We start from the raw sequence: 15,328 nt of genomic DNA, 5'->3' as shown, positions 1-15,328 counted from the left end.
GAGTTGCCAGTCATCGACGCCGGGGGTGCCCGGCTGCACTACCAGGAGTCCGGCAGCGGGCCCGGGGTCCTGCTGCTCGCCGGCAACGGCGCGCGCGGGCGCACCTGGCACCTGCACCAGGTGCCCGCGCTGGTGGCCGCCGGCTACCGGGTCGTCACGTACGACGCCCGCGGCCTGCCGCCCAGCGACACCCCCGAGGTGGTCACCATGCCGGACCTGGTCGCCGACGCGGCGGGCCTCATCGAGCGGCTGGGGCTGGGCCCGTGCCGGGTCGCCGGGTCGTCGATGGGCGCGCGGGTCGCCGCCGAGCTGTGCCTCGAACGGCCCGAGCTGGTCGACCGGGCGGTGCTGATGGCCACGTTCGGCCGGCGCGGCGTCTTCCAGGCCGCGATGACCGCGGGGGAGCGGCGTCTGAAGGAGGCCGGCGCCGATCTGCCGGACGAGTATCTGGCGGTCGTCCGGGCGGCGTTCAACCTGTCGCCGCGCACGCTCGCCGACGACCGGAACGCGCAGGACTGGCTCGACGTCTTCCAGATCCCGCTGTCCGCGCCCGCCGGCACGCCGAGCCGGCAGGAGGCGGGCGCCGAGGAGGACCGGCTGAAGGCGTACGGCCAGATCGAGAAGCCCTGTCTGGTCGTCGGTTTCGCCGACGACCTCATCGCGCCCGCGGCGGGAGCCCGCGAGGTCGCGGACGCCATTCCCGGTGCGCGGTACGCCGAGATCGCCGACGCCGGCCACTACGGCTACCTGGAACAACCCGAGCGGCTCAACGCCGAGCTGCTCGCCTTCTTCGCAGAGGAGTCCGCATGACCACCGCCCGCGAGGTCGAACTCGTCTGGCATGACCTCACCCCGCGGCTGCTGGAGGTGCGCCGAGTCGAGCGGCTCACCCCGGGCATGGCCCGCATCACCCTCGGCGGCGCGGAGCTCGACGGCTTCCGGTACGGCGCGCCCGACGACCACGTGAAGGTCTTCTTCCCGGAGCCGGGCGCCGAGCTGCCGGTGATGCCGACCCTCGGCGAGGACGGCCTGGAGCCGCCGCCGCCCGGATCGCCGCTGCCCGTCTACCGCGACTACACGATCCGCCACCTGCGGCCGGAGGCGCGCGAGCTGGACATCGACTTCGTGCTGCACGAGCACGGCCCCGGCGGCTCCTGGGCCGCGCGGGCGAAGCCCGGACAGCGCGTCGGGATCCTCGGGCCGCGCGGTTCCAACGTGGTCCCCTACACCTTCGACTGGTATCTGCTCGGCGCCGACGAGACGGCCCTGCCCGCGCTCGCCGCCTGGCTCGAGCAGCTGCCGGCGGACGCCACCGTCATCGCCTTCGCCGAGGTGGCCGCCGAAAGCGAGCGCCAGCCCCTGCATCGGGCGGTCACGTGGCTCTTCCGCGACCGCGGCGAGTCCTTGGCGGCCGCCGTCCAGAAGGAGGTCCTGCCGGACGGCGACGGCTACGTCTGGATCGCCGGCGAGGCCACCGGGCTCAAGCCGATCCGGCGCGAGCTGCGCGGCCGCGGCCTCAACCGCAAGTGGATGGAGATCGACGGCTACTGGAAGCGCGGCGTGGTGAACCTGGACCACCACGAGGACGACGATGAGTAGCCCACTGCCGAGCCTGGCGCCGCACAGCCTGCTGGTGTTCCTCCTCCAGGTGTCGCTGCTCCTGCTCGTCGCGCTGGCCCTGGGCCGGCTCGCGGTGCGGCTCGGCCTGCCGGCGCTCGTCGGCGAGCTGCTCACCGGCGTCGTGCTGGGGCCGTCGCTGCTCGGCGCGCTCGCGCCCGGCGCCCTCGCCTGGGTGCTTCCCGCGGACGCGGGGCAGCTGCACCTGGTGGACGCGCTCGGGCAGGTCGGCGTGCTGCTGCTGGTCGGCGTCACCGGCGTACAGCTGGATGTCGCGATGCTGCGCCGGCGCGGGGTCACCGGGGCGAAGGTCAGCCTCGCGGGCCTGCTCCTGCCGCTGGCGCTCGGCATCGCGGCCGGCTTCCTGGTGCCGGCCGCCCTGCTGACCGAGACGGCCGACCGCGGCACCTTCGCGCTCTTCCTCGGCGTCGCGATGTGCGTGACCGCGATCCCGGTCATCGCCAAGACGCTGGCCGACATGGGCCTGCTGCACCGCGACATCGGCCAGCTGACGCTGGCCGCCGGCATGGTGGACGACGCCGTGGGCTGGTTGCTGCTGTCGGTGGTCTCGGCCGCGGCCACCACGGGGGTGCGCGCGGGCGCCGTGACGCTGTCGGTGGTGTACCTGATCGGCTTCGTGGCCGCCGCCTTCGCCGTCGGCCGCCCGCTCGTGCGCCGGGTGCTCGACCTGGCCGGGCGCGCGGGCGACGGCGGCCCCCGGATCACCGCCTCGGTGGTGCTGATCCTGCTCGGCGCCGCGGCCACCCACGCGATGGGCCTGGAGGCGCTCCTCGGCGCCTTCGTCGCGGGCATCCTCATCGGGCAGGCGCGCGCCGCCGAGCGGCCCAACCCCCGCCCCGGGCGCTCGATCTGGCGGGACCTGACGCCGTTGCGCACCATCGTGCTCTCGGTGCTGGCGCCGGTCTTCCTGGCCACCGCGGGCCTGCGGATGGATCTGACCGCGCTGGCCGACCCCGAGGTGCTGCTCGCCGGCATCGCGCTGTTGCTGGTGGCGGTCGCCGGCAAGTTCGCCGGCGCCTACCTCGGCGCGCGGGCGAGCCGGCTGTCGCACTGGGAGGGCATCGCGCTCGGCGCCGGCATGAACTCGCGCGGGGTGGTCGAGGTCGTCGTGGCCGCGACCGGCCTGCGGCTGGGCGTGCTCTCCGTCGCGACGTACACGGTCGTCGTGCTCATCGCCGTCATCACGTCGGTGATGGGACCGCCGATCCTGCGCTGGTCGATGTCGAAGGTGCGGATCACCGAGCGCGAGGAGAAGCGCGCGCTCGCTTTCGCCGGACACGGAGGATGACTATGGAGGGAATCGCGTTCGTCACCGGCGCCGGCCAGGGCATCGGCCGGGCCGTCGCGCTGGCCTTCGCCGAGGCGGGCACCCGGGTGGCCGCGGTCGACCGGGAGCCCAAGGGCGTCGAGCGGCTCGCCGAGGAGCACGACGGCATCACCGCGTACGTCGCGGACGTCTCGGTCTCGTCCGAAGTGGAGGGCGTCGTCGAGGCCGTGGAGCTCGGTCTCGGGCCGATCGCGGCGCTCGCCAACGTGGCCGGCGTGCTGCGCACCGGAGCGGTCGTGGACTTCTCCGACGCGGACTGGGCGGCCCTGTTCGACGTCAACGCGGGCGGGGTCTTCCGCACCAGCCGGGCGGTCGCGCGCCGGATGACGCGGCGCCGGGCCGGTGTCATCGTCACGGTCTCGTCCAACGCCGCCGGCATCCCGCGGGCCGGCATGGCCGCGTACGCCGCCTCGAAGGCCGCCTCGACCGCCTTCACCAAGAGCCTGGGGCTCGAGCTGGCGCCGTACGGGATCCGCTGCAACGTGGTGGCGCCCGGCTCGACCGACACCCCGATGCAGCGGTCGCTCTGGGCCGAGGACGGCCCGGCCGCGGTCATCGCCGGGGACCCGGCGTCCTTCCGCACCGGGATCCCGCTGGGCCGCCTCGCGGAGCCCTCGGACGTCGCCGACGCGGTGCTGTTCCTCGCGTCGGAGCGCGCCCGCCACATCACCATGCACGACCTCTACGTAGACGGCGGCGCCACCCTGCGGGCCTGAGCAACAAGGAGAACCATCCAGTGACTACCGTCTCCGCCGCGACCACCGCGGCCGAGCTGCTGGCGGGCTACCGCCCGGGCAACTCGTCGCTGTTCGCCTCACCGAGCGGCACCCTGCTCGCCGAGGGCACCTACTTCGCGGTTCCGCCGTCCGGCCGCCGGGACGGCCTGGCCGACCTGGCCCACCGGGTCGACGCCGTGCTCGGCGTCGCCGAGGCGGCCGGTCACGAGGTCCGCACGGTCGTCGGGGCGGTGCCCTTCGCCCCGGACGCGGCCGCGCACCTCGTGGTGCCGATGCGGCTGCGCCGCGGCGGCCCGCCCGCCGCCTTCGCCGAGCCGACCGGCGGCCTGGTCAAGGAGATCCGGCCCGTGCCGGAGCCGGAGCGCTACGCGGCGGCGGTCGCCGAGGCGGTCCGGCAGATCCGCGCCGGCCGCTACACCAAGGTGGTCCTCGCCCGGTCGCTGCGGGCCGAGGCGCCGGGCTTCGACCCGGCGCCGGTGGTGCGCGCGCTGGCCGGGCGCGAGCCGAACGGCTACACGTTCGGCGTCGACCTCGGCGGCGGCCGCACCCTCTTCGGCGCCAGCCCCGAGCTGCTCGTCGCCCGGCGCGGAACGCGGGTCACGGCGAACCCGCTGGCCGGTTCCGCGGCGCGCAGCGACGACCCGGCCGAGGACGAGCGCCGCGCCGCGGCGCTGCTGCGCTCGGAGAAGGACCGGCACGAGCATGCGGTGGTCGCCTCGGCGGTCGCTGACGCGCTGCGGCCGTACTGCTCGAAGCTGACCGTGCCCGCCGAGCCGTCGCTCGTCCGGACGGCGACGATGTGGCACCTGTCCACGCTGGTCACCGGTGTGGTCGCCGATCCGGCGGTCTCCGCGCTGCGCCTGGCGACCGCGCTGCATCCGACGCCGGCCGTCTGCGGCACGCCGACCGCCGCGGCCCGCGCGGCCATCAGCGAGCTGGAGCCGTTCGACCGCGGCTTCTACACCGGCATGGTCGGCTGGGTGGACGCCTCCGGCGACGGCGAGTGGGCGGTCACCATCCGCTGCGCCACCGCCGACGACGACGGGCTCGACCTCTTCGCGGGCGCCGGCGTCGTGGCCGGCTCCGATCCGCGGGCCGAGCTCGCCGAGACCACCGCCAAGCTCGGCACCATGCTCGCCGCTCTCGGACTGGAGGAGTCCGATGTGGCCTGAGGAGCTCGCCGCCCGCTACCGCGAACGCGGCTATTGGACCGGGCAGACGTTCGACGACCTGCTGCGCACGTCGGCGGAGAAGTACGGCGACCGCATCGCCGTGGTCGACGGCGGGCGCGAGGTGAGCTACGCCGCGCTGCGCGACCGCGCGTTGCGCCTGGCGGCGGGCTTTCACCAGCTCGGGGTGCGCCGCGGCGACCGGGTCGTGGTGCAGCTGCCCAACACCGCCGAGTACTTCGACGTCATCTTCGCGCTGTTCCGGATCGGCGCGCTGCCCGTCTTCGCGCTGCCGGCGCACCGGGCGGCCGAGATCGGCTACTTCTGCTCGCACACCTCGGCCGTGGCGTTCGTGACGACCGACGTGCACGAGGGCTTCGACCACCGCACGCTCGCCACCGCCGCGGGTGCCGCCCGGACGATCGTCGCCGGCGACCCGGGCGAGCACACCGCCCTCGCCTCCCTCTACGCCGACCCGTCCGGCCTGCCCGGCGGGCCGTCCGCGGGCGAGCTGGCCTTCCTCCAGCTCTCCGGGGGCAGCACCGGCCTGCCCAAGCTGATCCCGCGTACGCACGACGACTACCTCTACAGCGTGCGGGCCAGCGCCGAGATCTGCGGCCTCACGCCGGACAGCGTCTACCTGGCGGTGCTGCCGGTGGCGCACAACTTCACGATGTCGTCGCCCGGCGTGCTCGGCGTGCTGCACGCCGGCGGCCGGGTCGTGCTGGCCCGCCGTCCCGACCCGGCGACGGTGCTGCCGCTCATCGCCGTGGAACGGGTGACCGTCACGGCCGTCGTGCCGCCGCTCGCGCTGCTCTGGCTCGACGCGGTGGAGTCGATGGAGAAGCGGCCCGACCTGTCCAGCCTCCGGCTGCTCCAGGTCGGCGGGGCGAAGCTCGGCAGCACGGTCGCCGCCCGGGTGGAGCCGGTGCTCGGCTGCCGGCTCCAGCAGGTCTTCGGCATGGCCGAGGGGCTCGTCAACTACACGCGCCTGGACGACCCGGACGAGGTCGTGCTCAACACCCAGGGGCGGCCCATCTCCGCCGACGACGAGATCCTCGTGGTGGACGACGCGGACCAGCCGGTGGCCCGGGGCGAGGTCGGCCATCTGCTGACGCGGGGACCGTACACGATCAGGGGCTATTGGAACGCCGACGAGCACAACCGGGTCGCGTTCACGCCGGACGGCTTCTATCGCACGGGCGACCTGGTGCGGCACCGGCCCGACGGCTACCTGGTCGTCGAGGGACGGGCCAAGGACCAGATCAACCGCGGCGGCGAGAAGATCGCGGCCGAGGAGGTGGAGAACCACCTGCTCACCCACCCGGCCGTGCACGACGTCGCGGTGGTCGCCGTCCCCGACGCCTACCTGGGCGAGCGGACCTGCGCCTTCGTCGTGCCGCGCGCCGGATCGGCCGTCACGCTGCCCCAGCTGCGTGCCTACCTGCGCGAGCGCGGCCTGGCCGCGTACAAGATCCCCGACCGGCTGAACGTGGTGGACGCGTTCCCGGTGACCGGCGTCGGCAAGATCAGCCGGCGTGAGCTGCGCGCCGCCCTGCGCGCCGTACAGGAAGGCTGATCATGCTGCCCCGGATCACCCCGTACCCCCTCCCGACCGGTTTCTCGATGGCCTCGGCCCGCGTGCCGTGGCGGCCCGACCCGCGCCGCGCGGCGCTGCTCGTGCACGACATGCAGAACTACTTCCTGGCACCGTTCGGCACGGCCGACCACGCCCTCATGGCCCGCGTCGTCGACAACATCGCAGCGCTGCGCAAGCACGCCCACGAGGCGGGCATGCCGGTCGTCTTCTCGGCCCAGCCGGGCGGGCAGAGCCTCGCCGAGCGCGGCCTGCTCCAGGACTTCTGGGGCGACGGGCCGCCGCCCTCGGCGAGCGCGCTCGCCATCACCGACGCGCTCACCCCCGGCCCCGGCGACCTCCAGATCACCAAGCGCCGCTACAGCGCCTTCGTGGGCACGCCGCTGGCGTCGCTGCTCGAGGGACGCGACCAGCTCATCGTCACCGGGGTGTACGCGCACATCGGCGTGCTCGCCACCACCCTCGACGCGTTCATGCGGGACATCCAGCCCTTCGTCGTCGCCGACGCGGTCGCCGACTTCAGCCCCGCCCACCACCGCGACGCGCTGCGGCACGTGGCCGACCGCTGCGGCGTCGTCGGCACGGCGTCCGAGATCGCATCTCACCTGTAGAAAGGCAGCCCATGTCTGTATCCGAAGAGCCGGTATACGACCTGATCGGCATCGGCTTCGGGCCGTCGAACCTGGCGCTGGCCATCGCCGTCGAGGAGAGCGACGCCGGCCTCTCGGCGCTGTTCCTGGAGAAGCAGGACGACTTCGGCTGGCACCGCGGGATGCTGTTCGAGGACGCCACCATGCAGGTGTCGTTCCTCAAGGACCTCGTCACCATGCGCAACCCGGCGAGCGACTTCAGCTTCGTGTCCTACCTGCACGCGCACGGCCGCCTCGCCGAGTTCATCAACTTCAAGTCGATGTACCCCCTGCGCGTCGAGTTCCACGACTACTTCGTGTGGGCCGCCCGCCGGATGAGCCACCTCGTGCGGTACGGGCACACGGTCACCGACGTCGTCCCCGTCCACGACGAGAACGACGAGGTGTGGGCGGTCGACGTCGTCAGCACCTCCGGCACCTTCCGCGCGCGCAACGTCGCCGTGGCCGTCGGCCTCGAGTCGAGCCTGCCGGCCGGCGTCACCCCCGGCCCGCGCGTGTGGCACAACCTCGACCTGCTGCACCGCGTCGCCTCGTTCGACGTGCCGGAGCCGAGCCGCTTCATCGTCGTCGGCGCCGGCCAGAGCGCCGCCGAGTCGGTTGCGTTCCTGCACTCCCGCTATCCGGCCGCCGAGGTCTGCTCGGTCTTCTTCCGGTACGGCTACAGCCCCGCCGACGACAGCAACTTCGCCAACCAGATCTTCGACCCCGAGGCCGTGGACCTCTACTACGACGCCCCGGCCGACGTGAAACGCATGCTGTTCGACTACCACCGCAACACGAACTACTCGGTGGTCGACGGCGAGCTCATCGAGGAGCTCTACCGCCGCTCGTACCGGGAGAAGGTGCTGGGCCGTCCCCGGCTGCGGATGATGCGCGCCTCCCGCATCGCCGGCCTGACCCCGGCAGCCGACGGCGTGGTCGCCGAGATCGAGGACCTGCCCACCGGCGAGCGCACCACGCTGAACGCCGACGCCATCGTGTACGCGACCGGATACCGGCCCGTGGACGTCACCCGCCTGCTCGGCACCGCCGGCAAGCACTGCCTGCGCGACGAGGAGAACCTGCTGCGCGCCGCCCGCGACTACCGGCTGGTCACCGACCCGCAGATGCGCGCCGGCCTCTACCTCCAGGGCGGCACCGAGCACGCACACGGCATCACGGCCACCCTGCTCTCCGCCGTGGCCGTCCGCTCCGGCGAGATCGTCGACGCCATCGCCGCGGGCCTCGCCGACCGCCGCCCGGTGCCGCCGCCCGGCCCCCGGGACCTCGCGATGATCGGCTCAACTTCGGCAGGGGGCAGCCGATAGGACGGACGTGCCGGAGCAGCTGTACCTGCTGGCGAACCTGGTCATCATGGTCGCTTACGCGGCGATCATGGTGGCCATCGTGGTGCCCCTGGTACGCGAGGGGCAGCTGCGCACCAACCAGCTCGCGCTGGCGACGGCCCTCATCTTCTTCAGCTGCGCGATCGGGCACGGGCTGCACGCGTGGACGTCGTACCGGGCGGTCGTCGACCACGCGGGCCACCTGGACGCGGACGGCTGGGCGTGGACGCTCGCCCTGTGGGACACGTTCACCGCCGGGGTCGGCGTCTACTACTGGACCCTGCGCCGCGGCTACCGGGTGCTGCTCGGCCGCGGCGCCATCTACATGTCGCCGGGCGATCGCCACCGGCAGGCCGAGGCCGACGCCGCCCGGGCCACCCTCGCCGCGGTCGTCGAGCACACCGACGACGCGATCATCGGCGTCACCCTCGACGGCCGGGTCACCGCCTGGAACGGCGGTGCCGAACGCCTCTTCGGCTACACCGCCGACGAGGTGCTCGGCAAGAACGCCGCGATGTTCGCCGACGAGACCGGCGCCGGGCAGCAACGCGACATCCTCCAGCGCATCCGCGACGGCGAACGCGGCGTCTACTACGAGGCCAAGCGCCGCCACAAGGACGGCTCCACGCTGGAGGTCTCGCTCAACGTCGCCGCGATCCGCGACGCGGTCGGCACCATCACCGGCGTCTCGGTGGTGGCCCGCGACATCAGCGGCGCCCGGGCGGCGGCCGAACGCGAACGCGCGCTCACCGAACGCACCCACCAGGCGCAGCGCATGGAAAGCCTCGGCAAGCTCGCCGGCGGCATCGCGCACGACTTCAACAACATCCTGGCGATCATCGTGAACTACACCGACTTCGCCATCGAGGAGAGCGCGAGCAACCCCGGCGTCCGCGACGACCTCACCCACGTGCGCACGGCCGCCGACCGGGCCATGAGCCTCACGAGGCAACTGCTCACCTTCACCCGCGGTGACACGGTGCAGCCGCAGGACGTCGACCTGAACGCCGCGATCGCCGAGGTGCGCGCCATGCTGGAACGCACGATCGGCGAGCACATCGCGCTGGTCGCCCGGCCCGCGCCGGCCCCGCTCATCGTCCATGCCGACCCCGGCCAGCTCCAGCAGGTGCTGCTCAACCTGGCGATCAACGCCCGCGACGCGATGCCGGACGGCGGCTCCCTGGTCCTCGAGGCCGGCACCGTCCACCTGGACGGCGACGAGGTGAGCCTGCAACCACCGCTGCCCGCTGGCGCGTACGCCCGCCTCCAGGTCAGCGACACCGGCGAGGGCATGCCGCCGTCCGTGGCGAAGCGCATCTTCGAGCCGTTCTTCACCACCAAGCCCCGGGGCCGCGGCACCGGCCTGGGCCTCTCGACGGTCTACGGCATCATCGCCGAGGCCGGCGGCGCGGTGAACGTCTACTCCGAGCCGGGCGTGGGCACCACCTTCCGCATCTACCTGCCCCTGGCCGAGGTGGCCGGCGCCGCCCCGGTCCCGGCGCGCCCGGCCGCCCCACCCGACGGCGACGGCCGCACCATCCTGGTCGTCGAGGACGAGGCCGACCTGGCCCGCGTGGTCACCCGCATCCTGGCCAAGGCCGGATACCACGTCGTGGCGACGGAGAGCGCCCCGCACGCCCTCGAGCTCTTCGCCGAGCACCCGTGCGACGCCCTGCTGACCGACGTCATCATGCCCGAGATGTCCGGTCCGCAGCTGGCCGAGCTGCTCCACGAGCAGCGCCCCGACCTGCCCGTCGTCTACATGTCCGGCTACAGCAACGGCCTGCTCGGCTCGACGCGCGTGCTCGACCCGGGCATCCCGTTCGTCGAGAAGCCCTTCACCGCCGACGACCTCCTGCACAAGCTCCACGAGGCGCTGGCCGCCACCCGGATAACGTCCTGACGGAGTCCCGATACAGCTACCGGTGACCTCGCAGCTGGACGGCGGCCCATCGCCGGGCGAGCGTGTCATCACTGCCCGCCATGCAGGTGATGGCGGTGAGGTCGTCAATTCCGCGTTCTGCCAGTTGGTGCCAGCCCGATCAAGACGACGTCGTCCAGCGCATCTCGTCACGGAAAGACGTCGGCCGCGGCGGAAACACGTGCTGTTCGAAGGAGTAAAGGAACAGGTGCGGAGCATCCTCCGGATCCGTACCGGGGCCTTCGACGAGCTTCATTGTGGTCGTCTGCTCCTCAACCTTGTTGCGGACGGTGAATGCGCACCTCTCTACGCGTCGGAGCCCTTCTCGATGCGGCCATGGGGGCGTCGACACCGGATCGGGTGACCGCGCTGTCTCGCATCGGAACGCCGCGTTGCCCGTCAGGTGCGGGAGCGGCGGAGCAGCCAGACGAAGTACGGGGCGCCGACGAGGGCCATCATCAGGCCGGCCGGGATCTGGGACGGGGCGATGAGCGTGCGGCCGAGGGTGTCGGCGATCGAGACGAGCAGGGCGCCGAGCAGCATGGCGACCGGGATGACGCGGCCGTGCCGGGCGCCGGCCAGGGTGCGGGCGAGGTGGGGGGCCACCAGGCCGACGAAGCCGACCACGCCGATCGCGATCACGCTCGTCGCCGCGGTGATCGCGGCGATGGTCAGCAGGAGCAGTCTTGTGCCCTCGCGGCGGACGCCGAGGATGCGCGGGGTGTCGTCGTCGATCGCCAGCAGGTCGAGCTCGCGGCGCATGCTCAGCACCGCGGGCGTGGCCAGGAGCAGGACCAGCGCGACCGGCAGCACGTCGGCGAAGGAGCGGCCGTAGGTGGTGCCGGAGAGCCAGGTGAGGATGCGCGGCGTGTCCCACGGGTCGGCGCGCAGCAGCAGGAAGGTGCTGACGTCGCTCAGCGCGTAGCCGCAGCCGATGCCGACGAGCAGGAAACGGCCGGGCCGCAGGCCGCCGCGCCAGGCCAGCACGGCGATGAGCGCGAAGGTGGCGAGGCCCACCGCGACGGCCGTGACGACGAGCGCCGTGCGGCCGCCCGCGGTCGAGGTGACCACGATGACCGCGCCGAGGCCGGCGCCCGCGGTGATGCCGAGCACGCCGGGCTCGGCCAGCGGGTTGCGCACGGTGCCCTGCACGACGGATCCGGCCAGGGCGAGGGCGGCGCCGGCGACGACGGCCGCGGCGACGCGGGGCGCCCGGTCGTCGAGCGCGAGGCCGATCAGGCCGGGAGCGTCGCCCCGGAGCCAGAGCACGAGGTCGCCGGTGCGCAGCCACAGGCTGCCGGCGAGCAGGCCGGTCAGCGCCGCGGCGGCCAGCAGCACCGCGGCGGCCACCACGACCGTCACGAAGCGCCGGCGGGAGCGGAGGGCGACGTGCGCCCGCGGCGCCTCGCGCGTGGGGCCCGCGTCGCGCAGCCGAAGCGCGAGGGCGACGATGACCACCGCGCCGAGCAGCGAGGTCGGGATGCCGGTGGGGATCGAGGCCGCCGCCTGGGCGCCGAGGACGGCCCGGAGCACGGCGTCCGCCAGCAGCACGAGGAGCGCCCCGGCCAGCCCGCAGGCCGGGATCAGGAAGGCGTGCCGGCTCAGCGCGCGGAACCGGCCGGCGGCCAGCCGCACGGCGACCGGCGCGGCGAGGCCGACGAAGGCGAGCGGGCCGGACAGCGTCACCGCGATGCTGGTCAGCAGCACGGCGCAGAGCACCGCGACGACCCGGGTCGAGCGCACGGGCACGCCCAGCGAGGTGGCCGCGTCGTCGCCGAGGCCGAGCACGTCGAGCCGGTGCGACAGCAGCAGGGCGGCGGCGAACCCGGCGACGATGACCGGTGCGGCCCGTTCGGCGGCGTCGAGGTTGAGCTGGGCGAGGGAGCCGCTGCCCCAGGCGTACAGGCCGGTGGTGCTCTCCTGGAAGAGGATCAGCAGCGTCGCGGTCGCCGCGTCGAGCGCCATCGCGACCGCCGAGCCGGCCAGGACGAGCCGGGTGGATCCGAGGCCGGACGCGCTGCCGACCAGGCCGAGCACCACCGCCGCGGCGAGCAGGCCGCCGCCGAACGCCACGGCGCTCGACGCCCACAGCGGCACCGCGAGACCGAACGCGGCGACCACGCACAGCGCGAAGTACGACCCGGCGGTGACGGCGAGGGTGTCGGGGGCGGCGAGCGGGTTGCGGGTGACCGACTGGAGCAGCGCCCCGGCCGAGCCGAGCGCCACGCCGACCGCGATGCCGGCGAGCACGCGCGGCAGGCGCGAGCCGGTGAGCACGTCGGTGACCGGGACGCCGCCGACGTCCGCGCGCGCACCGAGGAGGGAGCGCACCAGGCCGGCGAACCCGACCCCCGAGGTGCCCTGGGTGATGTGCCACAGCCCCACGACCACGACGGCGACGAGCAGGACGGCCAGGACCACCGACCCGCTCGCGGCGCGGCGCCTCACTCCTTCGTCAGGATCTTGACGTACGCGTCGATCGCCTGCTCGTTCGACAGCGGCCCGCCGGCTCCCCACACGCCCGCGGGGAAGGCGTACGCGCGTCCCTCCTTGACGGCCGGCAGGGCGGTCCAGATCGGGCTCTTGCGCAGCTCCTTGACGTAGCTGTCCGGGGTCTCGTCGTCGGAGTAGAACAGGGTCGCTCCGCCGACGGCGGTGAGTCCCTCGATGTCGGTCTGGGCGAGGCCGTACGCGGGGTCGACGCCCCCGCTGCCGTACGCCGCGTTGATCTTGTCGGTCCAGGCCGGTGTCATGCCGAGCTGCTCGCCGAGCTCGGTGAAGAGGGCGCCCTTGCCGTACGGGCGGATGACGACGTTGCTGCCCTCGATCCAGCCGTCGAAGAACAGGAAGTCCGTCGCCTTCACACCGGCGGCCGCGACCTTCTGCTTGGCGGCGGCGAGGTGCTCGTCGAACTGCTTGAGCACCAGGTCGGCGCGCTCGGTGCGGCCGGTGGCCGTACCGATCATCGAGAAGACCTTCTTCATGTTGTCGATCTGGCCGGCGGCGTCGGCGCCGACCGTGGCCAGCACGGGGACGCCGCGCTTCTCGAGCTTGGTGATGATCTCGTCGTTGGCCTTGAACGCCTCCACGACGATGAGATCGGGCTTCGTCGCGTACAGCGCGTCGAGGTCCGGCTCGCCGCGCTGTCCGGCGTCGACGACGCCCGCGGGCAGCGTCTCCGCCTTCACGTACGTGCCGTATCCCTTGGGGTCGGCGACCGCGACCGGGGTGAGGCAGAGCGTGAGCAGGTCCTCGGTCTGCTGCCATTCCAGCACCGCGACCCGCTGCGCGGGCTTGGCCAGCTCCACCTTGCGGCCGACGCCGTCGGTCATCGACACCGGGCCGGTCGAGGTCTTCGTCGTGTCGTCGGCGCAGGTCTGCGACGCCGGGGCGGACGAGCCGGCGGCGGGCTCGTCGACCTTCGTGGTGCCGCAGGCGGCGGCCGTCACGGCGACGGCGGCGAGCGTCGCGGCGGCCGCGAGGCGGTTCAAGAGGATCATGTGCGGGGCCCGGGTCTCTAGTAAGGGTTGCCTTGCCTTACGGAGGCTAGGTGATGATCAAATTGTCAGCAATCCCGCACTCAGGACACGCGATACGGGATTCCGGACATCTGACCGGGCGTCACCCTCATGACCCGGCGGAAGGCGGCGATGAACGTGCTGGGCTGCGAGTAGCCGAGCCGCTCGGACACCTCACGAACCTCGGCGCCCTCGGCCAGCAGCGCCAGCGCCTCGTGCGCGCGCAGCGCCTGCCGCCACTGCGCGAACGACAGCCCGGTCGCCTCGCGGAACGCCCGGGTGATCGTCCGCTCGCTCACCCGCAGGACGCCGGCCCACTCCCGCAGGCCCCGGTCGTCGGAGGGGTCGGCGAGCAGCGCCCGGGCGATCGGGTCGATCCGGGGATCGCCGGGCAGCTCCAGCGCGAACTGCCGGTCCGACGGCTCGAGCACGTCGAACACCACGGCCTCGGTGCGCGCCCGGGCGCCGTCGTCGAGATCCTTGCGCGCGAGGCGCAGCAACAACGACTCCAGCAGGGGAGTCATCACGATCGACGTCGCCGCGGCGAACTCGACCGGTGTGCGCTCCGGCGCGAAGAAGGCGTCGTGCAACTCGGCGCCCGCCGTCAGCCGCCCTCCGTGGACCACGCCGGCGGGCAGCCACAGGCCGTACCCGGCCGGCACGGTGAAGATCTGGCTGCCGATGCGGGAGGTGAGGATCCCGCCGCGCACCCACACCAGCTCGTGCAGCGGATGTGCGTGCGGCGACCACTCCGTCGCCACCCCCGGTGTCTCCGACTCGGCCACGATGGCGAGCGGCGCCGGGTCGCCCGCGGGCGCCGGCACGGCCCGGCGGATCACCGTGCCCGGATCGCGCCGCCAGGTGCCCAGGCTCAGGTCGGGGTGGGAAGGCGCAATCATGCCGACGAGCGTACGGCCGCGGGCTCCGCTCAGTCGCGGACCATCCGGTCCTGTGGCGACAGGTGCTCCACCGTGATGCCCGTTTCGGTGAACGTGCGGGTGACGACGCCCGCCGTGTAGACCCACAGGATTCGCAGCGGTTCGGATCCCACGTTGCGGAACAGGTGGGGGATCGGCGAGGGGATGTACGTGGTGTCGTACCGGCTCAGGCGGGTCGCCGTGCCGTCCACCAGCACCTCGGCCTCGCCGTCCAGCACCGTCACGTGCTCGTCGCAATTGTGCGAGTGCATCGGGGCGCCCGTGCCCACCGGGTAGACGCTGATGCCGCTGGTGATCCGGTTCTCGCCGCCCGCCGACGCGGTGGTGATCAGGGGCGTGGTGACGACGGCGCCGCCCCGGTCGAGGACCTTGACGCCGGCCGACTTGATGATCACGGTCATGGGTCGAGGGTAGGGCCGGCCGGCGTGTCGCCGGATGCACCCTTACGTTGCATCGCGCGCCGTGTGAGGGCGTACCAGTCCGTTGTTACGTTCTTGCGAAACACGCAT

At 73.4% G+C, this 15,328-nt stretch carries 13 protein-coding genes; 9 read left to right on the top strand and 4 right to left on the bottom strand.

The features are described 5' to 3' along the window. Positions 1–3: 3 nt before the first annotated feature. Genes Ade02nite_RS16575 through Ade02nite_RS16535 form a run of 9 tightly spaced genes read left to right on the top strand, consistent with a single transcriptional unit; the run spans position 4 to position 10,345 of the window. Positions 4–810, top strand: a complete 807-nt coding sequence (locus Ade02nite_RS16575; protein WP_203763351.1) for an alpha/beta fold hydrolase — start codon at positions 4–6, stop codon at positions 808–810. Then, positions 807–1,598, top strand: a complete 792-nt coding sequence (locus Ade02nite_RS16570; RefSeq protein WP_203763348.1) for a siderophore-interacting protein — start codon at positions 807–809, stop codon at positions 1,596–1,598. Before Ade02nite_RS16575 ends, Ade02nite_RS16570 begins: the two co-directional genes overlap by 4 nt. Then, on the top strand, positions 1,591–2,925 hold the full coding sequence (locus Ade02nite_RS16565; protein ID WP_203763345.1) for a cation:proton antiporter: 1,335 nt from the start codon (positions 1,591–1,593) through the stop codon (positions 2,923–2,925). Before Ade02nite_RS16570 ends, Ade02nite_RS16565 begins: the two co-directional genes overlap by 8 nt. A gap of 2 nt (positions 2,926–2,927) precedes the next feature. Further along, positions 2,928–3,680, top strand: coding sequence for a 2,3-dihydro-2,3-dihydroxybenzoate dehydrogenase (locus tag Ade02nite_RS16560; protein WP_203763342.1), 753 nt, complete (start codon positions 2,928–2,930; stop codon positions 3,678–3,680). Between the two features lie 20 nt (positions 3,681–3,700). Beyond that, positions 3,701–4,873 carry an isochorismate synthase gene (locus Ade02nite_RS16555; RefSeq protein WP_203763339.1) on the top strand — a complete coding sequence of 391 codons (1,173 nt, stop codon included), beginning with the start codon at positions 3,701–3,703 and terminating at the stop codon, positions 4,871–4,873. After that, a complete protein-coding gene (locus Ade02nite_RS16550) occupies positions 4,863–6,449 on the top strand; it encodes a (2,3-dihydroxybenzoyl)adenylate synthase (protein WP_203763337.1) in 1,587 nt (528 codons plus the stop codon). Before Ade02nite_RS16555 ends, Ade02nite_RS16550 begins: the two co-directional genes overlap by 11 nt. Positions 6,450–6,451: 2 nt before the next feature. Continuing rightward, positions 6,452–7,078 carry an isochorismatase family protein gene (locus Ade02nite_RS16545; protein WP_239168807.1) on the top strand — a complete coding sequence of 209 codons (627 nt, stop codon included), beginning with the start codon at positions 6,452–6,454 and terminating at the stop codon, positions 7,076–7,078. A gap of 11 nt (positions 7,079–7,089) precedes the next feature. Continuing rightward, a complete protein-coding gene (locus tag Ade02nite_RS16540; RefSeq protein WP_203763334.1) occupies positions 7,090–8,424 on the top strand; it encodes a lysine N(6)-hydroxylase/L-ornithine N(5)-oxygenase family protein in 1,335 nt (444 codons plus the stop codon). A 7-nt stretch (positions 8,425–8,431) separates the two neighbouring features. Beyond that, on the top strand, positions 8,432–10,345 hold the full coding sequence (locus Ade02nite_RS16535) for a PAS domain S-box protein (protein ID WP_239168806.1): 1,914 nt from the start codon (positions 8,432–8,434) through the stop codon (positions 10,343–10,345). 417 nt (positions 10,346–10,762) lie between these two features. Here the strand turns inward: Ade02nite_RS16535 and Ade02nite_RS16530 are convergent, their stop codons facing one another. From Ade02nite_RS16530 to Ade02nite_RS16515, 4 genes are all read right to left on the bottom strand, one after another. After that, positions 10,763–12,811, bottom strand: coding sequence for an iron ABC transporter permease (locus Ade02nite_RS16530; RefSeq protein WP_203763331.1), 2,049 nt, complete (start codon positions 12,809–12,811; stop codon positions 10,763–10,765). Continuing rightward, positions 12,808–13,863 carry an iron-siderophore ABC transporter substrate-binding protein gene (locus Ade02nite_RS16525; RefSeq protein ID WP_203763328.1) on the bottom strand — a complete coding sequence of 352 codons (1,056 nt, stop codon included), beginning with the start codon at positions 13,861–13,863 and terminating at the stop codon, positions 12,808–12,810. The genes Ade02nite_RS16530 and Ade02nite_RS16525 overlap by 4 nt, the downstream gene beginning before the upstream one ends. Before the next feature lie 80 nt (positions 13,864–13,943). Beyond that, positions 13,944–14,780 carry a helix-turn-helix transcriptional regulator gene (locus Ade02nite_RS16520; RefSeq protein WP_203763325.1) on the bottom strand — a complete coding sequence of 279 codons (837 nt, stop codon included), beginning with the start codon at positions 14,778–14,780 and terminating at the stop codon, positions 13,944–13,946. Between the two features lie 29 nt (positions 14,781–14,809). Further along, positions 14,810–15,220 carry a cupin domain-containing protein gene (locus tag Ade02nite_RS16515; protein ID WP_203763323.1) on the bottom strand — a complete coding sequence of 137 codons (411 nt, stop codon included), beginning with the start codon at positions 15,218–15,220 and terminating at the stop codon, positions 14,810–14,812. Positions 15,221–15,328 lie beyond the last annotated feature (108 nt).

The organism is Paractinoplanes deccanensis, assembly GCF_016862115.1.
In the GTDB taxonomy this organism is placed as follows: Bacteria; Actinomycetota; Actinomycetes; order Mycobacteriales; family Micromonosporaceae; genus Actinoplanes; species Actinoplanes deccanensis.
Note: the sequence above shows the minus strand (reverse complement) of the source record. Positions and strands in the feature narration are given on the sequence as shown.